Annotated in this window: 17 protein-coding genes; 10 read left to right on the forward strand and 7 right to left on the reverse strand. The window is 62.2% G+C overall.

Features of this window, described 5'->3' with window-relative positions; genetic code table 11:
• On the forward strand, positions 1–1,389 hold the full coding sequence (locus tag ACTIGC_RS00935; RefSeq protein ID WP_439632622.1) for an alpha/beta fold hydrolase: 1,389 nt from the start codon (positions 1–3) through the stop codon (positions 1,387–1,389).
• A gap of 85 nt (positions 1,390–1,474) precedes the next feature.
• Positions 1,475–1,792, forward strand: a complete 318-nt coding sequence (locus tag ACTIGC_RS00940) for a hypothetical protein (protein WP_439632623.1) — start codon at positions 1,475–1,477, stop codon at positions 1,790–1,792.
• Positions 1,793–1,818: 26 nt separating this feature from the next.
• On the opposite strand, the gene ACTIGC_RS00945 is transcribed toward ACTIGC_RS00940, so the two are convergent.
• Together ACTIGC_RS00945 and rph are read right to left on the reverse strand one after the other, a co-directional pair.
• Positions 1,819–3,009, reverse strand: coding sequence for a hydroxymethylglutaryl-CoA reductase (locus ACTIGC_RS00945; protein WP_439632624.1), 1,191 nt, complete (start codon positions 3,007–3,009; stop codon positions 1,819–1,821).
• 47 nt (positions 3,010–3,056) lie between these two features.
• Entirely contained in the window at positions 3,057–3,779 is a 723-nt protein-coding gene (gene rph / locus ACTIGC_RS00950) for a ribonuclease PH (protein WP_439632625.1), read from the reverse strand.
• A gap of 134 nt (positions 3,780–3,913) precedes the next feature.
• Here rph and hrcA point away from each other — a divergent pair, with 134 nt between their 5' ends.
• Together hrcA and grpE are read left to right on the forward strand one after the other, a co-directional pair.
• Positions 3,914–4,984 (forward strand): heat-inducible transcriptional repressor HrcA, encoded by a 1,071-nt coding sequence (gene hrcA / locus ACTIGC_RS00955; protein ID WP_439632626.1) that lies wholly within the window; start codon positions 3,914–3,916, stop codon positions 4,982–4,984.
• A 57-nt stretch (positions 4,985–5,041) separates the two neighbouring features.
• Positions 5,042–5,704 carry a nucleotide exchange factor GrpE gene (grpE, locus tag ACTIGC_RS00960; RefSeq protein WP_439632627.1) on the forward strand — a complete coding sequence of 221 codons (663 nt, stop codon included), beginning with the start codon at positions 5,042–5,044 and terminating at the stop codon, positions 5,702–5,704.
• Positions 5,705–5,772: 68 nt separating this feature from the next.
• Here the strand turns inward: grpE and ACTIGC_RS00965 are convergent, their stop codons facing one another.
• The 4 genes from ACTIGC_RS00965 to ACTIGC_RS00980 all read right to left on the reverse strand — a co-directional run bounded on the left by ACTIGC_RS00965 (position 5,773) and on the right by ACTIGC_RS00980 (position 8,102).
• Complete coding sequence (locus ACTIGC_RS00965; protein ID WP_439632628.1) at positions 5,773–6,138, reverse strand: glycine zipper domain-containing protein; 366 nt, start codon at positions 6,136–6,138, stop codon at positions 5,773–5,775.
• Positions 6,139–6,316: 178 nt separating this feature from the next.
• Positions 6,317–6,670 carry a YMGG-like glycine zipper-containing protein gene (locus ACTIGC_RS00970; protein ID WP_439632629.1) on the reverse strand — a complete coding sequence of 118 codons (354 nt, stop codon included), beginning with the start codon at positions 6,668–6,670 and terminating at the stop codon, positions 6,317–6,319.
• Between the two features lie 126 nt (positions 6,671–6,796).
• On the reverse strand, positions 6,797–7,414 hold the full coding sequence (locus ACTIGC_RS00975; RefSeq protein ID WP_439632630.1) for an alpha-ketoglutarate-dependent dioxygenase AlkB: 618 nt from the start codon (positions 7,412–7,414) through the stop codon (positions 6,797–6,799).
• Position 7,415: 1 nt separating this feature from the next.
• Positions 7,416–8,102 (reverse strand): carboxypeptidase-like regulatory domain-containing protein, encoded by a 687-nt coding sequence (locus tag ACTIGC_RS00980; protein ID WP_439632631.1) that lies wholly within the window; start codon positions 8,100–8,102, stop codon positions 7,416–7,418.
• Positions 8,103–8,432: 330 nt separating this feature from the next.
• On the opposite strand from ACTIGC_RS00980, the gene dnaK reads away from it, so the two are divergent.
• From dnaK to dapB, 3 genes are all read left to right on the forward strand, one after another.
• Positions 8,433–10,349 (forward strand): molecular chaperone DnaK, encoded by a 1,917-nt coding sequence (gene dnaK / locus ACTIGC_RS00985; protein ID WP_439632632.1) that lies wholly within the window; start codon positions 8,433–8,435, stop codon positions 10,347–10,349.
• A gap of 88 nt (positions 10,350–10,437) precedes the next feature.
• Positions 10,438–11,619 carry a molecular chaperone DnaJ gene (dnaJ, locus tag ACTIGC_RS00990; protein WP_439632633.1) on the forward strand — a complete coding sequence of 394 codons (1,182 nt, stop codon included), beginning with the start codon at positions 10,438–10,440 and terminating at the stop codon, positions 11,617–11,619.
• 72 nt (positions 11,620–11,691) lie between these two features.
• On the forward strand, positions 11,692–12,522 hold the full coding sequence (gene dapB, locus ACTIGC_RS00995) for a 4-hydroxy-tetrahydrodipicolinate reductase (RefSeq protein WP_439632634.1): 831 nt from the start codon (positions 11,692–11,694) through the stop codon (positions 12,520–12,522).
• A gap of 2 nt (positions 12,523–12,524) precedes the next feature.
• On the opposite strand, the gene polA is transcribed toward dapB, so the two are convergent.
• Entirely contained in the window at positions 12,525–15,299 is a 2,775-nt protein-coding gene (polA, locus tag ACTIGC_RS01000; protein WP_439632635.1) for a DNA polymerase I, read from the reverse strand.
• 147 nt (positions 15,300–15,446) lie between these two features.
• Between polA and ACTIGC_RS01005 the strand changes: the two genes are divergently transcribed.
• The 3 genes from ACTIGC_RS01005 to gyrB all read left to right on the forward strand — a co-directional run bounded on the left by ACTIGC_RS01005 (position 15,447) and on the right by gyrB (position 20,417).
• The gene (locus ACTIGC_RS01005; protein WP_439632636.1) at positions 15,447–17,297 is read left to right on the forward strand and encodes a hypothetical protein; all 1,851 of its coding nucleotides are present in this window, start codon (positions 15,447–15,449) and stop codon (positions 17,295–17,297) included.
• A gap of 63 nt (positions 17,298–17,360) precedes the next feature.
• On the forward strand, positions 17,361–17,987 hold the full coding sequence (locus ACTIGC_RS01010) for a LysE family translocator (RefSeq protein ID WP_439632637.1): 627 nt from the start codon (positions 17,361–17,363) through the stop codon (positions 17,985–17,987).
• Positions 17,988–17,996: 9 nt separating this feature from the next.
• Entirely contained in the window at positions 17,997–20,417 is a 2,421-nt protein-coding gene (gyrB, locus tag ACTIGC_RS01015) for a DNA topoisomerase (ATP-hydrolyzing) subunit B (protein ID WP_439632638.1), read from the forward strand.
• Positions 20,418–20,536: the final 119 nt, after the last annotated feature.

Genomic DNA, 20,536 nt, shown 5'->3' on the forward strand with positions numbered 1-20,536 from the left:
ATGATTCGACCCTTCAGCCTGCCGTGGCTGGCAGTCCTTGGCCTTGCCGCTGCGTGTGCAGCCCAGCCCGCCACTCCGGCCTATGAGGGGTTTGCGCCCTGCGCGGATGCCGGTGACTATCCCGCGCTCGCTGACAGCCTGTGCCGGGTGGAGAGCGTGCCGCTGCACCCGCTGCACGAAGGCGATGAGAGCACGATAGAGCTCTTCGTCCGCCTCTTCCCCGAAAGGGATCTGCACGCGCGGCGCGGCGCAGTCTGGCTGATCGCGGGGGGACCGGGCGAGTCCGGTGCGTCCTTCTACCCCTTCCTTGATGAGTTCCGCACCGCCTTCCCCGGCTATGACCTTGTCATCCCGGATCATCGCGGGACGGGCTATTCTGCCAAGCTCTGCCCGGATCAGGAATCGCCGCAAAGCGCCGATGGTATCGCGCTCGCCGGGGAGGAGTGGGGTCCGTGCATTGGCCAGATGTTTGCCGATCCCGGCCGCGTTCACGGCTTCACCATCACCAATGCCGCCCATGACCTGTCATCCCTGATCGGCCGCCACAGGGAGCCGGGCGAGGTCCTCGTCTATGCGGTGTCCTACGGAACCCAGCTTGCCTTGCGGATGATGCAGGCCGCCCCGGTGGCGCTCGACGGGCTGGTGCTGGACGGCCTTGTTCCCGCCGAAGGTGCGGCTGGCGCTGATCTTTCCCGGCGGACGGCGATTGTCGATGCGGTGGGCCGTGATCAGCTGACAGATGACGAATTGGCGGCCTATGCCCGGGTCCTGCACGAAGACTCCGCATCGGCCAGCTGGGCCGGGAGTGTGCCGGGCGGTGATCTGCGCCGCTTCATGGGCGCTTTGCTGAACTTCCCGACGCTGCGGGAGCGCATTCCGGCGCTGATCGACACGCTGGGGCGCGGCGAGACCGGGCTTCTGGACAACACGGCCGCAGAACTGGAAGGGCTGCTGGCAACGCTGAACGCCTATCCCCAGTCGCCGCCATCCTTGCCGCTGGTCATGCTGATAAGCGGTTCGGAGAACAATGAGCGCCGGGACCTGACCGCTGACACGGTGGCGGCAGAGGCGGCAGATGCCCTGTTTACCAGCCCGCTTCCCGGCCTGCTGGTCGGCATACCCGCGCCGTTATATGAGCGCGACGCATACTTTGGCGGCGGGCCAGCCAGCCTGCCGCGCACCCTCATCATCCACGGCACGCATGACCCAAATACGCCGTATGAGGGCGCCCGCGCGCACGCTGGCATGCTGGCGCAGGCCGGTGAGGTAAGCTTCACCACCGTCGAGGGTGCGGCCCATTTCCTGCCCTTCGTTGCGCCCTCCTGCTTTGTCCAGGCGGTTTCGGCTTTCGTGGCAGGAGAACAGGCGCCGGACACATGCCGTCCCTGACAGGGCGTGGGTAAGATTTTATCCACAATCCCTTGACTTTGGTTAATGTTCCGCTTATGTTCTAGATATGAACAGGAGCGGTGCCATGAGCTATGCATCGAAATTGAAAGCAAGCGGCGGCGGTTATGTCCGCAATGCGGGCAAGCGCTGGCGTTATGAGGATGAGCGTGAACTGCGCGATCTGGCCCGGCGCGGCGTGCCGCTGCAGCGCATTTCGCTAAAGCTCGGCCGGCCCGAAGGCGCGATCCGCGCCAAGGCGTCTGCCCTGCATCTTGATCTGGTGGAAGCACCCGAGAGTGTCCCTGTTGCCAGACCAGCGCTGAAGCCTCGCCGGCTGCAGGCGGGCCCGGCGAACATCGCCCCCTTCGCCCGCGAGGCGCGCCAGCTGGAACTCTTCAACTGATCGGCTGATCTGTACCCCGCACCAGGTCAGCGATTGCGGCCGAGCCGGTCGTGGCTCTCCACCCAGTCCCCCGCCACGACCGCGCTCGCCAGCGATATTTCGCCCGCCAGCACGGTAGCCGCACATATCTCGATAAAGCGCCCGACCTTGCCCTTGCCCCGGCAGCCCAGAATATCCAGGCACTCGCCTTGTGTGGGCAGCTGCGTGCCCCCGCCAAATGTCGCGACGATCAGGGCAGGAAGCGTGATCGACCAGTAATAGGTCTCGCCATCATCCTCCAGCCGCACAAAGGTCATGGCGGTATGGGACTCGGCGATATTGGCCGCATCCTGCCCGCAGGCGATGAAGAGCGCGGCCAGGCCATTGGCGGCATGCATGCCGTTATTGGCGCTGCCCGCCATCACCGAGCCGGCAAAGGAGTTGAGCCGGGCGCGGAAAAGATCGGCTGCGGCCACGCCCGCCCGCTCTCGCAATACCCGGTCCGGGATGCGCGCCTCCGCTATCACCCGCGCCCCGCGCGAATGCAGAACGTTGAGCTGGGAGTGCTTCTTGTCGGTATCCATCGCGCCCGAAAGAGTATAGCGCGCGCCGCCCGGATAGTTGGCCGCTATCCATTCGCACGCCGCCAGCGTGGCCTTTCCGCTCATATTCTGCCCGGCCGCGTCGCCTGTCTCATAGTTGAAGCGCAAATGGAGCATCGGGCCCACCGAGTAGCGCTCGATATGGGAGAGTTTGGCCACTGACGATGTAGATTCTGCGGCAGTGCGGATGCCGTCCAGATTCCCGTCCACCCATTTCGCGAACGATCGTGCACCGCGCGCATCGCTGAAGTGAAAAACGGGCGCGCGTTGCATGAAGCGCTCATGGATGGTGGTCTTCACCCCACCCGCTTCGGTCAGGATACGCATGCCCCGGTTATAGCTGGCAACCAGCGTTCCCTCGGTTGTCGCCAGCGGCACATAGACGTCTTCGCTCACGTGCTCGCCATTGATACGCAAGGGTCCGGCCAGACCGATGGGCACCTGGGCCACGCCGATGAAATTTTCGATATTCCCGGCAGTCACACCGGGGTCGAAGGAGAATGACCCGACATGCTCCAGCGGCAGGCCCGTACGCTCGGTCAGAAACGCCCTTCGCATACGCGCCGCATCATGCGTATGATCGTTCGTTTTATCGCGAGGCACCGGCGCGCGGGTATCATTGCGGCGGTCAGTCATGGCGTCTCTCCCTGTCTGCCCTGCGCCTCGCCTGCCCGCATTTCTGTCTAGCGGCGCGTCTGCAGGGCGGCGGTCTGAAGCGTTGCCAGTTCGCCAATGCCCTTGCGCGCCAGTGCAAAGAGCGCGTCGAACTCTTCGGGCTTCATGGGATCAGTTTCAGCCGTTGCCTGTATTTCGACAACCCCGCCATTGGCGGTCAGCACGAAATTGGCGTCCGCGTCCGCCGTGCTGTCTTCCTCATACTCAAGGTCGAGGCGTGCTTCGCCCTTGATGATGCCCGCGGAGACCGCAGCGACTTGCCCGGTAATGGGGTCGGTTTTTAAAAGGCCTTCCTCCATCAGATAGAGGCAGGCCGATTTCAGGGCGATCCATGCGCCGGTAATGGCCGCCGTGCGCGTGCCGCCATCGGCCTGCAGCACGTCGCAATCGACGATGATCTGGCGTTCGCCGAGCGCTTTGAGATCGACAACCGCCCGCAAGGAGCGTCCGATCAGGCGCTGGATTTCCTGCGTGCGGCCCGAAGGCTTGCCACTGGTCACTTCGCGGCGCGTGCGTTGATGGGTGGCGCGCGGCAGCATGGCGTATTCAGCCGTCACCCAGCCCTGTCCCCGTCCGCGCAGCCAGGGCGGTGTGGTCTCCTCCACGCTCGCCGCGCAAAGAACGCGCGTATTGCCAAACACAGCCAGGCAGGAGCCTTCCGCGTAGGGCGCGGCGCCCAGCTCGAAATGGACCACGCGCAGGGCGTCGGCGGGGCGGTTATCAGGGCGCATAGTGTCTCTCCGGATTGATCTCTTCTGCCGACCTAGCCCGAATGCCGCCGGGATGAAAGCGGGTCGGGCCGGTCGCGGGCATGAACCACGAGGCCATTGCAGCGCGCACGTGGCTCGCTTAACTGATTGTCATCATGACAGAGCCAATTTCGCCCCTTTCCTCATCGCTGGCCGAACTGGATGCGCGTTCGCGTGATATTTTCCGCGAGCTGGTCGAGGCGTATCTTGCTACCGGCGAGCCTGTGGGTTCACGCACCCTTTCAAAGCGCTCCGCGCTGAACCTCTCGCCCGCCTCCATTCGCAACACGATGGCTGATCTGGCTGGTGCAGGGCTTCTGTCCGCGCCGCACACGTCTGCCGGGCGCATGCCGACCCACGCAGGGCTGCGCCTGTTTGTGGATGGCCTGTTGCAGATTGGCGAGATCGCAGAGGAGGAGCGCCGCGAGATCGATGCCCGCGTCGGCTCGGCGGGTAAGCGCCCCGAGGACGTGCTGGCGGAGGCCTCCTCCCTCCTGTCCGGTCTGGCCGGCGGGGCGGGCCTGGTGGCCTCGCAAAAGCAGGATGTGCCGCTGCGCCATGTGGAATTTGTGCCGCTCTCGCCTGTCGAGATACTTGCCGTGCTGGTCTCGGAATCCGGTTCCGTTGAGAACCGGCTGATGACGGCGCCTGCCGGCTTGCCGCCTGCCGCTCTGGTGGAGGCCGGCAATTACCTGTCCTCCCGGCTCAGGGGCCGCACGCTGGCCGAGGCCCTGAAGGCTATCCAGAGCGAGATCGCCGAAAAGCGCGCCCAGCTGGACGAGACCGCCGCCAGCCTTGTTGAGGCGGGGCTTGCCGACTGGAGCGGGTCGGAGAACCGTTCGCTGATTGTGCGCGGTCAGGCAAAGCTGCTGGAATCGGTCGAGGCCAGCGAGGATCTGGAACGCATCCGCCTGTTGTTTGATGATATTGAGCGCAAGGAAGATCTTCTGGCCCTGCTGGATGAAGCGCGCGGCGCGCAAGGCGTGCGCCTCTTCATCGGTTCGGAGAACCCGCTCTTTTCGCTCTCCGGCTCCAGCGTGATCGTTGCGCCCTACCGCAATCGCGACCAGCGCATTCTGGGCGCGCTCGGGGTCATTGGTCCGACCCGCCTGAACTATGCGCGCGTGATCCCGCTGGTTGATTATACAGCTCAGCTTGTGGGGCGCCTCCTCGACGGGCGCAGCTAGTCTCCCTATGTGTCGGGCAACCCGATACCTCTCAGAACTGACGACAGGACGTATTTCATGAGTGATGACAGCAAGAACGCCCCGGCCGAAGACGCCGCCGACATTCGGCCTGAGGAGGGTGTGGAGATGGCTGCAGAGGCGGGCGAACAGTCAGACGAAGACGGGCTGGACGCTCTGCACGCACAGGTAAACGATTTGCGCGACCGGCTTCTGCGCGCTGTGGCGGATGCGGATAATACCCGCAAGCGTGCCGCCCGCGAGGTAAAGGAAACCCGCGAATACGCCGTCACAGGCTTTGCGCGCGACATGCTCGATATCGCTGACAATCTGGAGCGCGCTCTGGGGCTTCTTGGCGAGGACGTACGTGCCAGCCTGCCGGATAATTTCAAGCCGCTGGTTGAAGGCGTGGAGATGACCCAGCGCCGCCTGATGAGCACGCTGGAGCGTCATGGCGTGAAACGTGTGGCACCCGAACCAGGCGATCCGCTCGATCCGAACCTGCATCAGGCCGCCGCGCAGATACCGGCTGACCAGCCCAAAGGCCGCATCGCCCACATCATGCAGCCCGGCTATGTGATTGGCGAACGGACCTTGCGCGCCGCGATGGTGGTGGTATCGGCCGGTCCGGCAGAAGGCGCGGCGCCTGCCGGTGCCAAACCGGCGTCAGAGCAGCAAACACCCGGTCACAAGCCCGGAAGCGGGCTCGACGTCGAGGCCTAGCTGGCGATGACATCAAAAAGGGCGGCTCCTAGGAGCCGCCCTTTTCATTTCCGGTCCGGTCCGGCCGTTTAACGGCGCGGCGCGCGCGTGCGCGGTTCACCATTCTGCCAGTACGTATTGCCGGTCTGGAGATCGGTATACCAGTACCGGCCCGTATGCTGGTCATAGTTCAGCGCGGAATGGCGTCCGCTGTTCGGATTGTGCTGGCATCCGCCCTGCTGGTTACAGGCAATAGCTGCGCCAACAGCTGCGCCACCAACCGCGCCGATGGCGGCGCCGGTGGCCGGGCTGCCGACCTGATTACCGATTACGGCGCCGCCAACACCACCCACAGCAGCGCCCGCGGCGCCGCCGCGAACAGCAGGTGTCGTGGCACAGGCAGTGGCCAGCAGCGGCACACTCAATACCGTGGCAATAAGAATTTTGCGGTTCATGACATTACTCTCCCATAGATCGCTTCTGGAAAACTAACCGCCCGAAGGGCCATGCGGTTCCGCAGATTCGTGACCCGTGCTGTTTATACAGGCATGAAAAAACCCCGGCGGTGTGTGCCGGGGCTCTCTCATTGGCCGATCCGCAAGGGGTCAGCGGATCACGCTGCCAGCAGGGGAACTAGCCGCGATATTCGCCGTTCTGCCAGTAGGTTACGCCGGTACGCTGGTCGACATAGTAATACCGGCCGGCACGCTGGTCGTAATAAAGCTGGGAATGGTTCTGATTATTCTGGTTCCAGCGGCAGCCGCCATCTTCACGGCAGCCTGCATAGGCACCGACCGCACCGCCGACCACAGCGCCGATAATGGCACCCTGGCGCGCGTCGCCGCTGCCGGTATTGTTACCGATAACCGCGCCGGCAAGGCCGCCGGCCGCAGCGCCGCCAGCTGCGTGGGTCATCGTGTTGTTGGCCGTGCAGCCAGCCAGGATAATGGCGGGCGCAGCCATGGCAAGGATTACAAGCTTCCGCATGGGATGCCTCCATTGTTTGCCGGCGGCTCGAACCCTCATGGTGCCGCCTTCTGACACTAAATCAGGCGAAAGCTATACGCGCGATGAACGAAGCCAGTTCCCCATCGCGATAATTTCCCTGTCCGGTCATCGTACCCGTCTGAGAGTGAGGTTGATCCGCCCCGGGCGGAAGGGCGCGGGCAATAGCGTGGACGTGCCGGGATATATCCGGTCTACGCCATGGAAAAAACGCCGCGAGGCGCCGCCGAGCACGACAACATCGCCAGACGACAGGACCAGCGAACGGCTGGGACTGTTGCGCAATGGCCCGCCCAGCCGGAAGCGCGCCCGGTCGCCTAGACTCACAGACACGACAGGCGCATCGCGCGCGTCCTCATCTGCGTCCACATGCAGACCAAGGCGTGAATCGGGTCCGTAAACGTTTATCAGGCAGGCCTGCGGTGGCTGGTGCCAGCCCGACACCGCTGCCCACAGTTCCAGAAGCGCTGGCGGCATGGCCGGCCAGGGCGCGCCGGTGACGGGATGCTCAGGTTCATAACGATAGCCCGTCTGGTCCGCCACCCAGCCCAGAGGGCCAAAATTGCTCATCTGCACGCTTAAGGGTTTGCCGGTGCGCGGCATTGAGGGGGTGAAAAGCGGGGCGGCCTGCAGGCTTTCAACCACGCTTTGCACCAGCCCGCCCTGCTGCTGGCGGGAGAAATACCCAGGCAGGAGGCGGAAACCGGTCTCTCCAGCGGCGCCCAAGTCAGTGCCGGGATTGTCCAGGGCCGGCCTCCTGAAGTGTTCTCAACGCATCGGTGTGCCCGGCATACATATCATAGGCTTCATGCCTCTGCTCGCAGGCGAGAAAGAACGAGGACGGGAGTGTCGCGCTCAGGTGTTCGTGCAAAGCCTCCGCCGTGCCGGCGTCCAGCCAGCCGGGCGGGTTGCCGCGATCAAGACTGGAAATGTACGTCGCCAGCCGCATGGCGTGCCGCTGTTCGGGCCGCTGCGTGCAGTCGCGCGTCAGCGCTTCGAGCGCCACTTCCTCCCCATCAGCGGGGAAAACCATCACCACCACGCTGTACTCGGCCTGCGCGGGGCCGAGTCCGTTGATGAAACCGGCGCTAGCGTAGCCGGTTGCCCGGTCTGGCGTGGCGGCCTCAATCTGCGTGGAATCACGGAATACGCCGCCGACCGGCAGGGCGATGATCGTGCGTTTCTCGGTGCGGCCATCCAGCACAAAACGGCCATCAGGGCCGGTAATGACGGGCCGTACGTCTTCCAGACCTGAAAACCGCACCCGCGCGCCTTCGACCGGCTGCCCGGTTGCGGCATCGACCACCATGCCGTGCGCATCAGGAGCCAGAACGTGCTCGCGCTCGGTCAGGCAACCGGCCAGACAGAGGCTTGCTGCTGTCGTTGCCAAAAGCTTCGCTGTCACACCTGTCATCTCAGCCTCTGGCCTGTCTGCGTGAGGGACAGGTTACGCCCGTGGGGCGGCGGCGCAAGGCGTTGGCGTGAGGTATCGGGTGTCTCCCCGGCCAAACCGGACGGTGAATTCCTTTCAACTCAAACCGCACCTGGCCCTTGCGGCTGCGTCCCGGCCTCCCTAAATCGCCCCGTATCAAGAGGGGTTATTTCCTGACCGCCTCAAAGGGTTAAAGCAAGACCAGAGAAGAAACCTGCACGGGGGGCGGATGACCGGCGAGCCGCCGCAAACGCTTTTAAAGGTTTACGGACCGCGCACCCCGCCCTGCCAATAAGTGGAGAGAACAAGACTATGAGCAAAGTTATCGGTATCGACCTTGGCACCACCAATTCGTGTGTCGCGGTCATGGAGGGCGGCCAGGCCCGCGTCATCGAGAACACCGAAGGCATGCGTACCACCCCGTCGGTCGTGGCGTTCACGGAGGACGGCGAGCGCCTGATCGGTCAGCCCGCGCGCCGTCAGGCGGTGACGAACCCTGAACAGACCTTCTTTGCCATCAAGCGCCTGATTGGCCGCAACATGAACGACCCGACGGTCAAGAAGGACGCCGCCATGGTGCCCTACAAGATCGTTCCGGGCGATAATGGCGATGCCTGGGTTGAGGGGCGTGACAAGAAATACGCGCCGGCCGAAATCTCTGCCTTCATCCTGCAGAAGATGAAAGAGACCGCCGAGAGCTATCTTGGCGAAAAGGTGGAAAAGGCCGTCATCACGGTCCCGGCTTACTTCAACGACGCCCAGCGTCAGGCCACCAAGGATGCCGGTAAAATCGCCGGTCTTGAAGTGCTGCGTATCATCAACGAGCCGACAGCGGCCGCGCTGGCCTATGGCCTCGACAAGTCCGACCAGTCGAAAACCATTGCTGTCTACGACCTTGGCGGCGGCACGTTCGACATCTCCATCCTGGAGATCGGTGACGGTGTGTTCGAGGTGAAGGCCACCAATGGCGATACCTTCCTTGGCGGTGAAGATTTCGACATGCGCATTGTCGATTACCTTGCCGACGAGTTCAAAAAGGAAAACGGGATTGACCTGCGCAAGGACAAGCTCGCCCTGCAACGCCTGAAGGAAGAGGCTGAGAAAGCCAAGAAGGAGCTGTCCAGCGCGGCTTCCTACGAGGTCAACCTGCCCTTCATCACGGCGGACGCCTCCGGCCCGAAACACCTCAATCTGAAGCTTTCCCGCGCCAAGCTGGAAGCGCTGGTTGAAGATCTCATCAAGCGCACGATCGAGCCGTGCAAGGCGGCGCTGAAGGATTCCGGCCTCTCCACCGGCCAGATCGACGAGATCGTGCTGGTCGGCGGCATGACCCGCATGCCCAAAGTGCAGGAAGCCGTGAAAGCCTTCTTTGGCAAGGAGCCCCATCGCGGTGTGAACCCCGATGAAGTCGTCGCCATGGGCGCGGCCATCCAGGCCGGTGTGCTGCAGGGCGATGTGAAGGACGTGCTGCTGCTCGATGTCACCCCGCTTTCGCTGGGCATCGAGACGCTGGGCGGCGTGTTCACCCGCCTCATAGACCGCAACACCACCATCCCGACCAAGAAGAGCCAGACCTTCTCCACCGCGGACGACAATCAGACCGCTGTGACGATCCGCTGCTTCCAGGGCGAGCGGGAAATGGCCGCCGACAACAAGCTGCTCGGCCAGTTTGATCTGGTTGGCATTCCGCCCGCCCCGCGCGGCATGCCGCAGATCGAGGTGACGTTCGATATCGACGCCAACGGCATCGTGAACGTCTCCGCGAAGGATCAGGCAACCGGCAAGGAGCAGGCGATCCGCATCCAGGCCTCCGGCGGTCTTTCCGACGCTGACATCGAGAAAATGGTGAAAGACGCCGAAGCCAACGCGGAAGCCGACAAGCAGCGCCGCGCGCTGGCCGAGGCCCGCAATAATGCCGAGGCTCTGGTCCACCAGACCGAAAAGCAGCTTGAAGAGTTTGGCGACAAGGTATCGGCGGAGGACAAATCTTCCATCGAGACCGCCATTGCCGAGCTGAAAGAGGTCAAGGATGGCGAAGACGTGGAAGCCATCCAGCAGAAGACGCAAGCTGTCCTGCAGGCGGCCATGAAGCTGGGTGAGGCCATGTACGCCCAGCAGCAATCGGCTGGCGGTGATGATGGCGGCTCCGACAACACCCCGGACGGGGATGATGTGGTCGATGCCGAGTTCACCGAAGTGGACGGCGACGACAAGAAGAAGAGCGCCTGATAACGGCGCGCAGACGCTGACAGCCCCGGCTCCTTGATGCGGGCCGGGGCTTTTACCTGATACCAGCAAGCATTCAGACCGGCGGATCATGGCCAAGCGCGATTATTATGAAATCCTGGGTGTTGAACGCACCGCCGATGCAGGTGCGATCAAGAGCGCCTATCGCAAGCTCGCCATGCAATTCCACCCTGACCGCAATCCGGGTGATGCGGAAGCCGAAGCCAAGTTTAAGGAAGTTGGCGAGGCCTACGCCATCCTCTCGGACGCTGACAAGCGCGCCGCCTATGACCGTATGGGCCATGCCGCCTTTCAGAATGGCGGCAGCGGTGCAGGCGGCCCCTTCGGTCCGGGCGGGTTTGGCGGCGCAGCCGACTTTGCCGACATTTTCGAGCAGGTGTTCGGCGATGCGTTTGCCGGGCGTGGCGGCGGGCGCAGACGCGCCGGACCGGCGCGTGGCTCTGACCTGCGCTATGACATGGAAATCTCGCTGGAAGAGGCGTTCAACGGCAAGGATGCCAAGATACGCGTCCCCACCACCGTCTCCTGCGGCCATTGCGAGGGATCGGGCGCCGAACCCGGCTCCAAGATCATCACCTGCGAGACTTGTAACGGCGCGGGCCGCATCCGCCGCACCCAGGGCTTCTTCACCATGGAGCAGACCTGCCCCACCTGTGGCGGGCGCGGCCAGTACGTCGAAACGCCCTGCCGGGAATGTGACGGCGTAGGCCGGGTGCGCAAGAATCGCGAGCTGCAGGTGCAGGTGCCGCCGGGCGTCGAGGATGGCATGCGTATCCGTCTTGCCGGCGAAGGCGAGGCGGGCGGGCGCGGCGGACCGCCGGGCGATCTCTACATCTTCATTTCGGTGAAGCCACACGACATTTTCGAGCGCGACGGGCCCAATCTCTATTGCCGCGCGACCGTGCCCATGGTGACAGCGGCGCTGGGCGGCGAGATACAGGCCCCCACAATCGAGGGCGGGCGCGCTGAAATGCACATTCCCGCGGGCTCCCAGACCGGGCGGCGCATGCGCCTAAAAGGCAAGGGCATGGCGCGCCTCAAAGGCGGCGGCGCGCGCGGCGACATGTTTGTCGAACTGTTCGTCGAGACCCCGCAAAAGCTTTGCGAACGCCAGAAAGAGCTCTTGCGCGAGTTCTGTGAGCTTTCCGGCGATGGCTGCAATCCCGACAGCGACGGTTTCTTCAAGAAGGTCAAGCGCTTCTGGGATGATGTGCGCGGCGAGGATGAAGCGCGCCCCGGCGCCGGGCACTGACACCCGCGTTCACCCCCTGCTAACCGAATAGGCCTGCTATGACAGGCTTGATGGCGGGCGGGAGTGAAAGCAGTGACGATAGCACCGGGTAAGGTTCTCAAGATTGCGGTTTTGGGCGCGTCAGGACGGCTTGGCCGCCTGATCATGGCCGAAATCATGCGCCGCCCCGATATGGAGCTGGTGGCGGGCGTTGTGCGCCACGATTCGGTGATGCTGGGCGCGGATCTCGGCGAACTGGCGGAAACCTCCCTGGCCGGCATCGAAACCAGCGTCTCCATGCGCGATGCCGCAGACGCGGCCGATCTGGTGATCGATGTCTCTGCGCCGCAGGCTAGCGCCGCCTTTGCCCGCCAGATCACCGAGCGGGGCGGGCCGCCTTTCGTGTGCGGCGTTACAGGGCTTGGCGCTGACGACATGGCAGCGCTGGAAGCAGCGGCGCAGTCAGTGCCGGTGCTCTACGCCCGTAATTTCTCTCTTGGAGCCGCGGTCATGCGATGGCTGACGGCTGAAGCCGCCCGCCTTATGCCTGCAGAGCAGTTCGATCTGGAGATCGTCGAGACGCACCACCGCCGCAAGGTGGATGCGCCGTCAGGCACCGCGCTCGCCATTGGCGAGGCGGCCGCACAAGCACGCGGACTGGAGCTTGGGACGCAGGCGATTTTCGACCGTCCGCGTCAGGGCGCCGCCCGCCCTGTCGGCGCGATAGGCTTCTCTGCCATCCGCGGCGGCGGCGCGATTGGCGAGCATTCCGCCCTGTTTCTGGGCGCGTTCGAGGAGCTGGAGATCCGCCACCGCGCCAATGACCGCTTCATCTTCGCACGCGGCGCACTGGAAGCGGGCAAATGGCTAACTGGCCAGAAGCCGGGTTTTTACGGCATCGAGGATGTGCTGGGGTTGAACTGACCCTAATGCGCCTGCCCCCAGGTGAGGGCGGCCTTGGCCTCTACCACCAGCGGGACGGAGAGGTGAACAGCAGGCAGGGCCGCCTTGCCCATCACGTCCTGCACCAGCGGGATCAGCGCGCCGGCCTCGCCTTCAGGGCATTCAAACACCAGCTCGTCATGCACCTGAAGGAGCATGCGCGCTTTCAGGCCCGCCTCTTCAATAGCCGCGTCCATGCGCGCCATGGCACGCCGGATGATGTCAGCCGCTGAGCCCTGAATGGGCGCGTTGATGGCCTGACGCTCGGCGAACTGGCGCATTTGCGGGTTCTTGTCGCGAATGCCGGGGAAGTGGCAGCGCCGCCCGAACACGGTCTCGATATAGCCCTTCTCGCGCGCGGTTTCCTTCATCGCTTCCATATAGGCGGCGATGCCGGGAAACTTCTCGAAATAGGCCTCGATATAGGCTTTCGCCTCATCGCGCTTGATGCCGAGATTATTGGCGAGGCCGAAGGCGGAAATCCCGTAAATGATGCCGAAATTGATGGCTTTCGCCTTGCGGCGGGTCATCGGGTCCATCTGGTCGAGCGGCACGCCGAACATTTCGGACGCCGTCATGGCGTGAATGTCATGGCCCGCCTTGAAGGCATCTTTCAAAGCGTCGACCCCGGCAATATGGGCCAACAGCCTGAGCTCGATCTGGGAATAGTCGGCAGCGACCAGCACATGGCCCTTCTCGGCGACGAAGGCTTCGCGGATCAGGCGGCCTTCCTCGGTACGGATCGGAATGTTCTGCAAATTGGGGTCAGAACTCGACAGCCGCCCGGTCGTCGTCGCGGCCAGTGAGAAGCTGGTATGCACTCGGCCCGTATGCGGATTGATCGCGGCTTTGAGGGCGTCGGAATAGGTCGATTTCAGCTTGGCAAACTGCCGCCAGGTCAGCAGCGCGCGCGGCAGGGCATGACCCTCATTGGCGAGCTCTTCGAGCACGCTGGCATCAGTGGACCAGGCGCCGGTCTTGGTCTTCTTGCCGCCTGGCAGGCCCATATCACCAAAGATGATATCGCCGATCTGCTTGGGACTGCCGAGATTGAAGCGCGTGCCTGCGGCTTCAAACGCTTCTTCCTCGGCCTCAGCCATGCGCTGGGCAAATTCCGAAGACAGCCTTGAGAGCTGGGCGACATCGACCTTGATGCCATTGAGCTCCATGCGTGCCAGCACGGCGGGCATGGGGCGCTCCAGCGTCTCGTAGACGGTCGCCAGCCCCTTGCCCGCCAGGCCGGGCTTTAAAAGCTCGTAGAGGCGCAGCGTGATGTCGGCGTCCTCGGCGGCGTATTCGGTCGCGCGCTTAAGATCGATTTCGCCGAAAGATTTCTGGTTTTTGCCTGTGCCCGCCACCTCCTTGAAGGCGACCGGCTTGTGGCCGAGATACAGCTCGGAGAGCTCGTCCATGCCGTGCCCGTGCAGGCCCGCCTCCTGCACATAGGAGATCAGCATGGTGTCATCGACCGGGGCCATATTGATGCCCTGACGTGCCAGCACCGCCAGATCATACTTGATGTTCTGGCCGACTTTCAGGACCGCCTTGTCTTCCAGCAGTGGTTTGAGAAGCCCGATGGCCTGCGCCATCTCGATCTGCTCAGGCCGCCCCCCGCCATCGGCAAGGTCCCCGCCTAAGTGAGCCAGCGGGATATAGCAGGCTTCGCCCGGCTTCACCGCGATGGAAATGCCCACCAGCCCTGCCGCCGTCGCGGACAGGGCATCGGTCTCGGTATCAACCGCGATCACGCGCATGCGCTTGGCCCTGGCGATCCAGTCCTTTAGCGCCTCGACCGTCTGCACGCAGGCATAGCCGGAACGGTCCACGGGCGCGGTGGCATCGCCAGTCTCGTCGGCAGGCCCGGCCCCCAGCGCCTCCTCGACACGCCGTGTGATGGTGCGGAACTCCATGGAGCGCAGGAATGCGATCAGCTTTTCGCCGTCCGGGTCCGCCGCGCCGAAATCCTCCAGCGGATCAGGCGTTTCGATGTCGTCTTTCAGCGTAACCAGCAGCTTGGAGATGCGCGCATTCTCCGCATTCTCGATCAGCTTGGTGCGCCGTGCGGGCTGCTTGATCTCCTCTGCCCTTGCGAGAAGGGTTTCAAGATCGCCATAGGTGTTGATGAGCTCAGCCGCCGTCTTGATGCCGATGCCCGGCACGCCCGGCACATTGTCCACGCTGTCGCCAGCAAGCGCCTGCACGTCGATCACGCGCTCCGGGCCAACGCCGAACTTCTCGCGCACTTCGGCCTCGCGAATCCGGCGCACTTTCATCGGGTCCAGCAGCGTCACCTGCCCGTTGACCAGCTGCATCAGATCCTTGTCGGAGGAGGCGATGGTGACGCGCGCGCCTTTCTCGGCGGCCTGGCGGGCATAGGTGGCGATCAGATCATCGGCCTCGAACCCGTCCATCTCGATGCAGGGCAGGTCGAACGCCTTGGTGGCGTCGCGGATGATGGCGAACTGGGGCCGCAAATCCTCAGGCGGTTCGGGCCGGTGGGCCTTGTATTCAGGATAAAGATCATTGCGGAAGGTCTTGGCCGAATGATCGAAAATCACGGCCAGATGCGTCGGCTGGTCCTCGCCCTTCAAATCCTCCAGGAGCTTCCACAGCATGTTGCAAAAGCCCTGCACCGCGCCGACCGGCGTGCCGTCAGAGCGCGTGAGCGGCGGCAGGGCGTGATAGGCGCGGAAGATATAGCCCGACCCGTCGACCAGATAGACATGGGAGTCCTTGGTAACCGGGCGTGTCGTGGCCATGAGATGCGTCCTTGGGAAGCGGGCGAGGGAATACCGTGCCGCAAACTAGGCCCGCTTCGGTTCAGGGGCAATCAGGCGGGGTGTGAGCGATCCACCATTGAGAGAATCGTGTCAGCTTCTGAGATATCTTTGAATAGGTGACCGGGCATGGACGATTTTGAACGGCAAAGACTAAAAGATGTTGCGCGCGAAACCTGGTGGCGTTCGTGGGAAGAAGAAGACTTTAGCTGGGATGCCTTGGGTGCCTTGGTCGGTGGGCAGCCTAGATGGCCGTGGAATGGTGTGTACGTGGAGGAAGATGGTCTTATCGCCTATGAGGGCAATCAATCCAAGAATGCTCGCCGCGCCACGGTACAAGATTACTGGGCTACAAACTTCGAGACGATGAAAATAAGAGAAAAAAACGACCTTATAGAATCTCGCATTATTATAAAAATAGATAATAAATATAAGCATTTTTTAAATGTTAAAGGTTTCCGCCCAAACAAATCGAGTGATGTGTATAAATTATATAAAAGCGAATTGCAAATTCGAGAAAAATTGTCTTTTGCTAATTCTCGTGCTGTAAAAAATAATAAACATGTTGGGTTCGATGGCCGAATACAGTTAGTTGGGGCGACATCGAGCTTCCTTCATGTACTTTCTCATGCGCCATTTATTAATGCGATAAATTCAGAGATAAGTTATTTAATTTTTAATGATGCAGATTCAGTCGATCTGGGTTTCCTAAATTGCATTATTAATATAATACATAGTGCATCAACAACTAGTTCCGGCATTAGAATTTCAAGTAGCTATTTAATGGAAGATTTAAGAATTTTATCTGCAACAGAAAGCTTGAATCTCAATTTATCAAATTCCAAAATTTTTAAAATGATAGATATACAAAACTGCAATGGATGTGAGATAATTGTTCACAATTCTGAGTTTTATAGAGATTTTTGGGTCGTGAGATCTCGTTTTTCTTCTAAATTTCATTTAACTAGCAGCCGGGTGCATGGACACGTTTTTATGGAGGAGGCGCACGCTTTAGGTAAAATCGACATGTCATACTCGAAATTTTTTAGTTCATTTCAAATGGAAGGTGCGAAGGTTGAAGGAGATATAGTTGCAAGAGGGACGGAATTCGGAGGTGATTTTAGTGTTGGCCCCGCTCGTCAGATAAACGGCGACAGCGCAACGTCTAAGTTCAATGGTAGAATTGATTTCAGCGATGCGAAATTTAATTCCAGAGCCGGCTTCGATGACGCATTTTTCCCAGAAGAGAAAAGCTGCCGTGGTGGATTCAGGCGCGTTCAATTCAAATCTAACGTTTCTTGGTCGAAAGACGCCCTGCACGCCGTTTCGATTTTCGCCTCCGCCAGAATTGAAGGGACACTTAGCCTTCCTTGGTTGAACGAACTTAGCGAGCGAAAGCTTCTCCGTGAGAAGACACTACGGGAGGCGCAGAGAAACGGGGAAGACGCAATCCAAGCGGTAATCGAAGGGGCGCAAACCTTGAAGAAGGCATTGCTTCAGCAAGGCGATTTCCTGCGGGCGCAGCTCTATCACAAGCTTGAACTTCAAGCGAAGGCCGTGAGCAACGGCACCCCATGTGGTGAGCGGCTGGCGGGCCGCGCTTACGGCGCGCTAAGCGATTGGGGCCTGTCCTGGCACCTTCCGCTATTGTGGCTGATCGCAGGAGGCATTCTCTTCGCCGGCATCTACAACTGGCTTATTCTGCTTGCTCTGGGCAACCAGTTTGGCCCCGTAACGTTCGGCTTCGACCTGCCCGTACATTCCGCGATTGCGGCAGGTATCGAGCTGTCCATGAGCAACGCGCTGGGGCCTATCAAGTACTTGATCGGTAATGACGGCCCGCCTGCCTTGAGCTCCGCTGAAATACCCTTTGCGGCCCGGTTTTGGTTGGGCCTGCTGTCCATTCTCCAGCAGATCGGTTCGCTCGCCCTTTTGTTTCTGTCAGCGCTTGCCCTGCGCCGCCGATTCCAGATCGGGTAGTGTCGCCGCCGCCACTGCCCCGCGCGCTTTGCGATGCCGTGCGGCGGCGCTAATCCACACGCCATGACCCTTGCCTCGCTGGCCGCCTTTGGCGGCGCGCTTTTCATCCTGTTCTTCACGCCGGGGCCGGGCAATGCCGCCATGGTCGCGCGCACGATTGATGCGGGGCCGGTGCATGGCTGGCTTTATGGCAGCGGCATCATTACCGGCGACATTGTCTGGCTGACGGTGGCGGTGACGGGGCTGGCCGCGCTGGCAGAGCGGGCAGGGCCCTATGTCTGGATCGGCAAGGCGATTGGCGTGGCGATCCTGTTATGGATGGCGTGGGGCAGTCTGCGCTCCGGCCTGTGGCCAAAACCGCCCGTGTCCGTCACCTCCGGCCTGAAGCGCAGTGCGGGCTATGGCGCGACCTATCTGGCAGGCGTCGCCATGCCGCTGACCAACCCCAAGGCGATCCTCTTCTATCTGGCCTTCCTGCCTGCTTTCTTTGATCTTTCCACCGTGCGCATGGGCGATTATGCGGTGATGGTGACGATGATGCTGGCACTCTACGCGCTGACCACAGCGGTCCATGTGACGCTGGCAGAGCGGGCGCGCGGCTGGCTGGTGGCGAATGGTGTGAAATCGCGCGCTGACCTTGCCACGGCTTTTGTCATGGCAAGCGTGGCGGTATGGCTCGCTATCAGCTAGAAAAAACCCATGAGCGAGAACACGAATCAGGAATATGGCGCGGACAGCATCAAGGTCCTCAAAGGGCTTGATGCCGTACGCAAACGTCCGGGCATGTATATCGGGGATACCGATGACGGTTCGGGCCTGCACCACATGGTCTATGAGGTGGTCGACAACGCCATTGACGAGGCGCTGGCGGGCCACTGCACGGAGGTGCGCGTAACGCTGCATGCGGACGGTTCGGCGAGCGTTTCCGATGACGGGCGCGGCGTGCCGACCGCCATCCATGAGGGCGAGGGCGTTTCCGCCGCTCAGGTCATCATGACCCAGCTCCATGCTGGCGGTAAGTTCGACCAGAATTCCTATAAAGTGTCCGGCGGTCTGCACGGCGTTGGCGTGTCTGTGGTGAACGCACTGTCCGAATGGCTGGATCTCACCATCTGGCGTGATGGCAAGACGCACCATATGCGCTTCATCCATGGCGAGCCAAAGGATGGCGAGGATCTCAAAGTCATCGGCGAGGCGCCCTTGCGCGCCAATGGCAAGCCGTTGACCGGCACCGAGGTGCGCTTCCTTCCTTCAGACAAGACCTTCTCCGAGATCGTGTTCGAGCGCGCGCGCCTGCATCACCGCTTAAGGGAGCTCGCCTTCCTCAATTCGGGTGTGCGCATTGTCCTGCGCGATGAGCGCGAGGCGGAAGCCTTTGAGGAAGTGCTGCAATATGATGGCGGGGTGGCCGCCTTCGTGAAGCATCTCGACCGCGCCAAATCCCCGATCTTCCCCGAACCGATCGTGATTCTGGGTGATCGCGATGGCGTGACGGTAGAGGCCGCGCTGCAGTGGAATGACAGCTATCACGAGAACATGCTGTGCTTCACCAACAACATCCCCCAGAGGGATGGCGGCACACACCTTGCTGGTTTCCGCGGCGCGCTGACGCGCATCATCAATAATTACGCGGCAAGCTCCGGCCTGGCCTCCAAGGCCAAGGTCGCCATTACCGGCGATGATGCGCGCGAGGGTCTGACCTGCGTGCTCTCGGTGAAGGTGCCGGACCCGAAATTCTCCTCGCAGACCAAGGACAAGCTGGTCAGCTCCGAAGTGCGCCCGGCCGTTGAGGGCGCGGTGTTTGAGCAGCTTTCTGAATGGTTTGAGGAACACCCGGCCGAGGCCAAGGGCATTGTCTCGAAAATCATCGAGGCCGCCGCCGCCCGCGAAGCGGCGCGCAAGGCGCGTGAGCTGACCCGGCGCAAGAGCGCGCTCGACATCACCTCCCTGCCCGGCAAGCTGGCGGACTGTCAGGAGAAGGACCCGGCCAAGTCGGAACTCTTCATCGTCGAGGGTGATTCCGCTGGCGGCTCAGCCAAACAGGGCCGTAACCGTGAGAATCAGGCCGTGCTGCCGCTGCGCGGTAAAATCCTCAATGTGGAGCGCGCGCGTTTTGACAAGATGCTCTCCTCTGACCAGGTCGGCACGCTGATTACCGCCCTTGGCACCGGCATCGGCCGCGACCAGATCGACTATAACAAGCTGCGCTACCACAAGGTCGTCATCATGACGGACGCCGACGTGGACGGCGCGCATATCCGCACGCTCCTGCTCACCTTCTTCTACCGGCAGATGCCGGAGCTGATCGAGCGCGGCCATCTCTATATCGCCCAGCCGCCGCTCTACAAGGTCACGCGCGGGCGCTCCGAGCGCTACATGACCGATCAGGCCGAGATGGACGCCTCCCTCATCGAGGAAGGCTCGGCCGAAGCCACGCTGCGCCTTGGCACGGGCGAGACGGTGACGGGCACAGACCTTGCCGAACGGGTGAAATCGGCGCGGGGCGTGGTGCTGGCTACCGCCCGCCTGACCGCGCGCGCGCCGGCCTTCGCGCTGGAGGCCGCGGCCCTTGAAGGGGCGCTGAGCCCGGAGGTAACGACCGAACTCGCCGAGAAGGTCGCCGTGCGCCTCAACCGCGCCGCAGACGAGGGCGAGGATGGCTGGATGGGGCTGGTGCCGCCTGAAGGCGGTCTGGTGCTCAAACGCGAAGTGCGCGGCGTGACCGAGGCCGTGGTGCTCGACGATACGATCCTGGCCAGCCCCGATGCGCGCCGCCTGTCAGAGCGCGCTGCCGCCATTGCCGAGGACTATGCCGGTCCGCTTCTCTTTACCCGCAAGGGCGAGGAGACGGTGATCCATGGCGCCTGGCAGCTTATGGACACGGTGATCCGCGCCGGGGCCAAGGGCATGAAAATCCAGCGCTATAAGGGTCTGGGCGAGATGAATCCCGGCCAGCTCTGGGAAACCACGCTCGATCCCGATGCGCGCTCTCTCCTGCGGGTTTCCGTGAAGGAAGCCGATACGGCGGACGATCTCTTCGCCAAGCTGATGGGCGATGTGGTGGAACCACGCCGCGAGTTCATCCAGGAATTCGCCCTCGAAGCCGAGGTGGATGCTTAGGCCATCTTCTCTCGTCACCCCCGCGCAGGCGGGGGTCCAGAGATCATGAGGCTCAGGCAGTTGCCAGTGGCTCTGGGTTCCCGCCTGCGCGGGAACGACGAAGTTGGAAGGTAACGGCT

The sequence above is a fragment of the Glycocaulis sp. genome, assembly GCF_051859565.1.
Lineage (GTDB): Bacteria > Pseudomonadota > Alphaproteobacteria > Caulobacterales > Maricaulaceae > Glycocaulis.

Bases quoted from the DNA above. Each gene is read 5' to 3' on its own strand.
- ACTIGC_RS00935 (WP_439632622.1), top strand. From the start codon at position 1: ATGATTCGACCCTTCAGCCTGCCGTGGCTGGCAGTCCTTGGCCTTGCC.
- grpE (WP_439632627.1), top strand. From the start codon at position 5,042: ATGAGTGATGACAGCAAGAACGCCCCGGCCGAAGACGCCGCCGACATT.
- ACTIGC_RS00970 (WP_439632629.1), bottom strand. From the start codon at position 6,670: ATGCGGAAGCTTGTAATCCTTGCCATGGCTGCGCCCGCCATTATCCTG.
- ACTIGC_RS00965 (WP_439632628.1), bottom strand. From the start codon at position 6,138: ATGAACCGCAAAATTCTTATTGCCACGGTATTGAGTGTGCCGCTGCTG.
- ACTIGC_RS01005 (WP_439632636.1), top strand. From the start codon at position 15,447: ATGGACGATTTTGAACGGCAAAGACTAAAAGATGTTGCGCGCGAAACC.
- ACTIGC_RS01010 (WP_439632637.1), top strand. From the start codon at position 17,361: ATGACCCTTGCCTCGCTGGCCGCCTTTGGCGGCGCGCTTTTCATCCTG.
- hrcA (WP_439632626.1), top strand. From the start codon at position 3,914: ATGACAGAGCCAATTTCGCCCCTTTCCTCATCGCTGGCCGAACTGGAT.
- gyrB (WP_439632638.1), top strand. From the start codon at position 17,997: ATGAGCGAGAACACGAATCAGGAATATGGCGCGGACAGCATCAAGGTC.
- polA (WP_439632635.1), bottom strand. From the start codon at position 15,299: ATGGCCACGACACGCCCGGTTACCAAGGACTCCCATGTCTATCTGGTC.
- ACTIGC_RS00945 (WP_439632624.1), bottom strand. From the start codon at position 3,009: ATGACTGACCGCCGCAATGATACCCGCGCGCCGGTGCCTCGCGATAAA.
- ACTIGC_RS00940 (WP_439632623.1), top strand. From the start codon at position 1,475: ATGAGCTATGCATCGAAATTGAAAGCAAGCGGCGGCGGTTATGTCCGC.
- dnaJ (WP_439632633.1), top strand. From the start codon at position 10,438: ATGGCCAAGCGCGATTATTATGAAATCCTGGGTGTTGAACGCACCGCC.
- dnaK (WP_439632632.1), top strand. From the start codon at position 8,433: ATGAGCAAAGTTATCGGTATCGACCTTGGCACCACCAATTCGTGTGTC.
- ACTIGC_RS00980 (WP_439632631.1), bottom strand. From the start codon at position 8,102: ATGACAGGTGTGACAGCGAAGCTTTTGGCAACGACAGCAGCAAGCCTC.
- rph (WP_439632625.1), bottom strand. From the start codon at position 3,779: ATGCGCCCTGATAACCGCCCCGCCGACGCCCTGCGCGTGGTCCATTTC.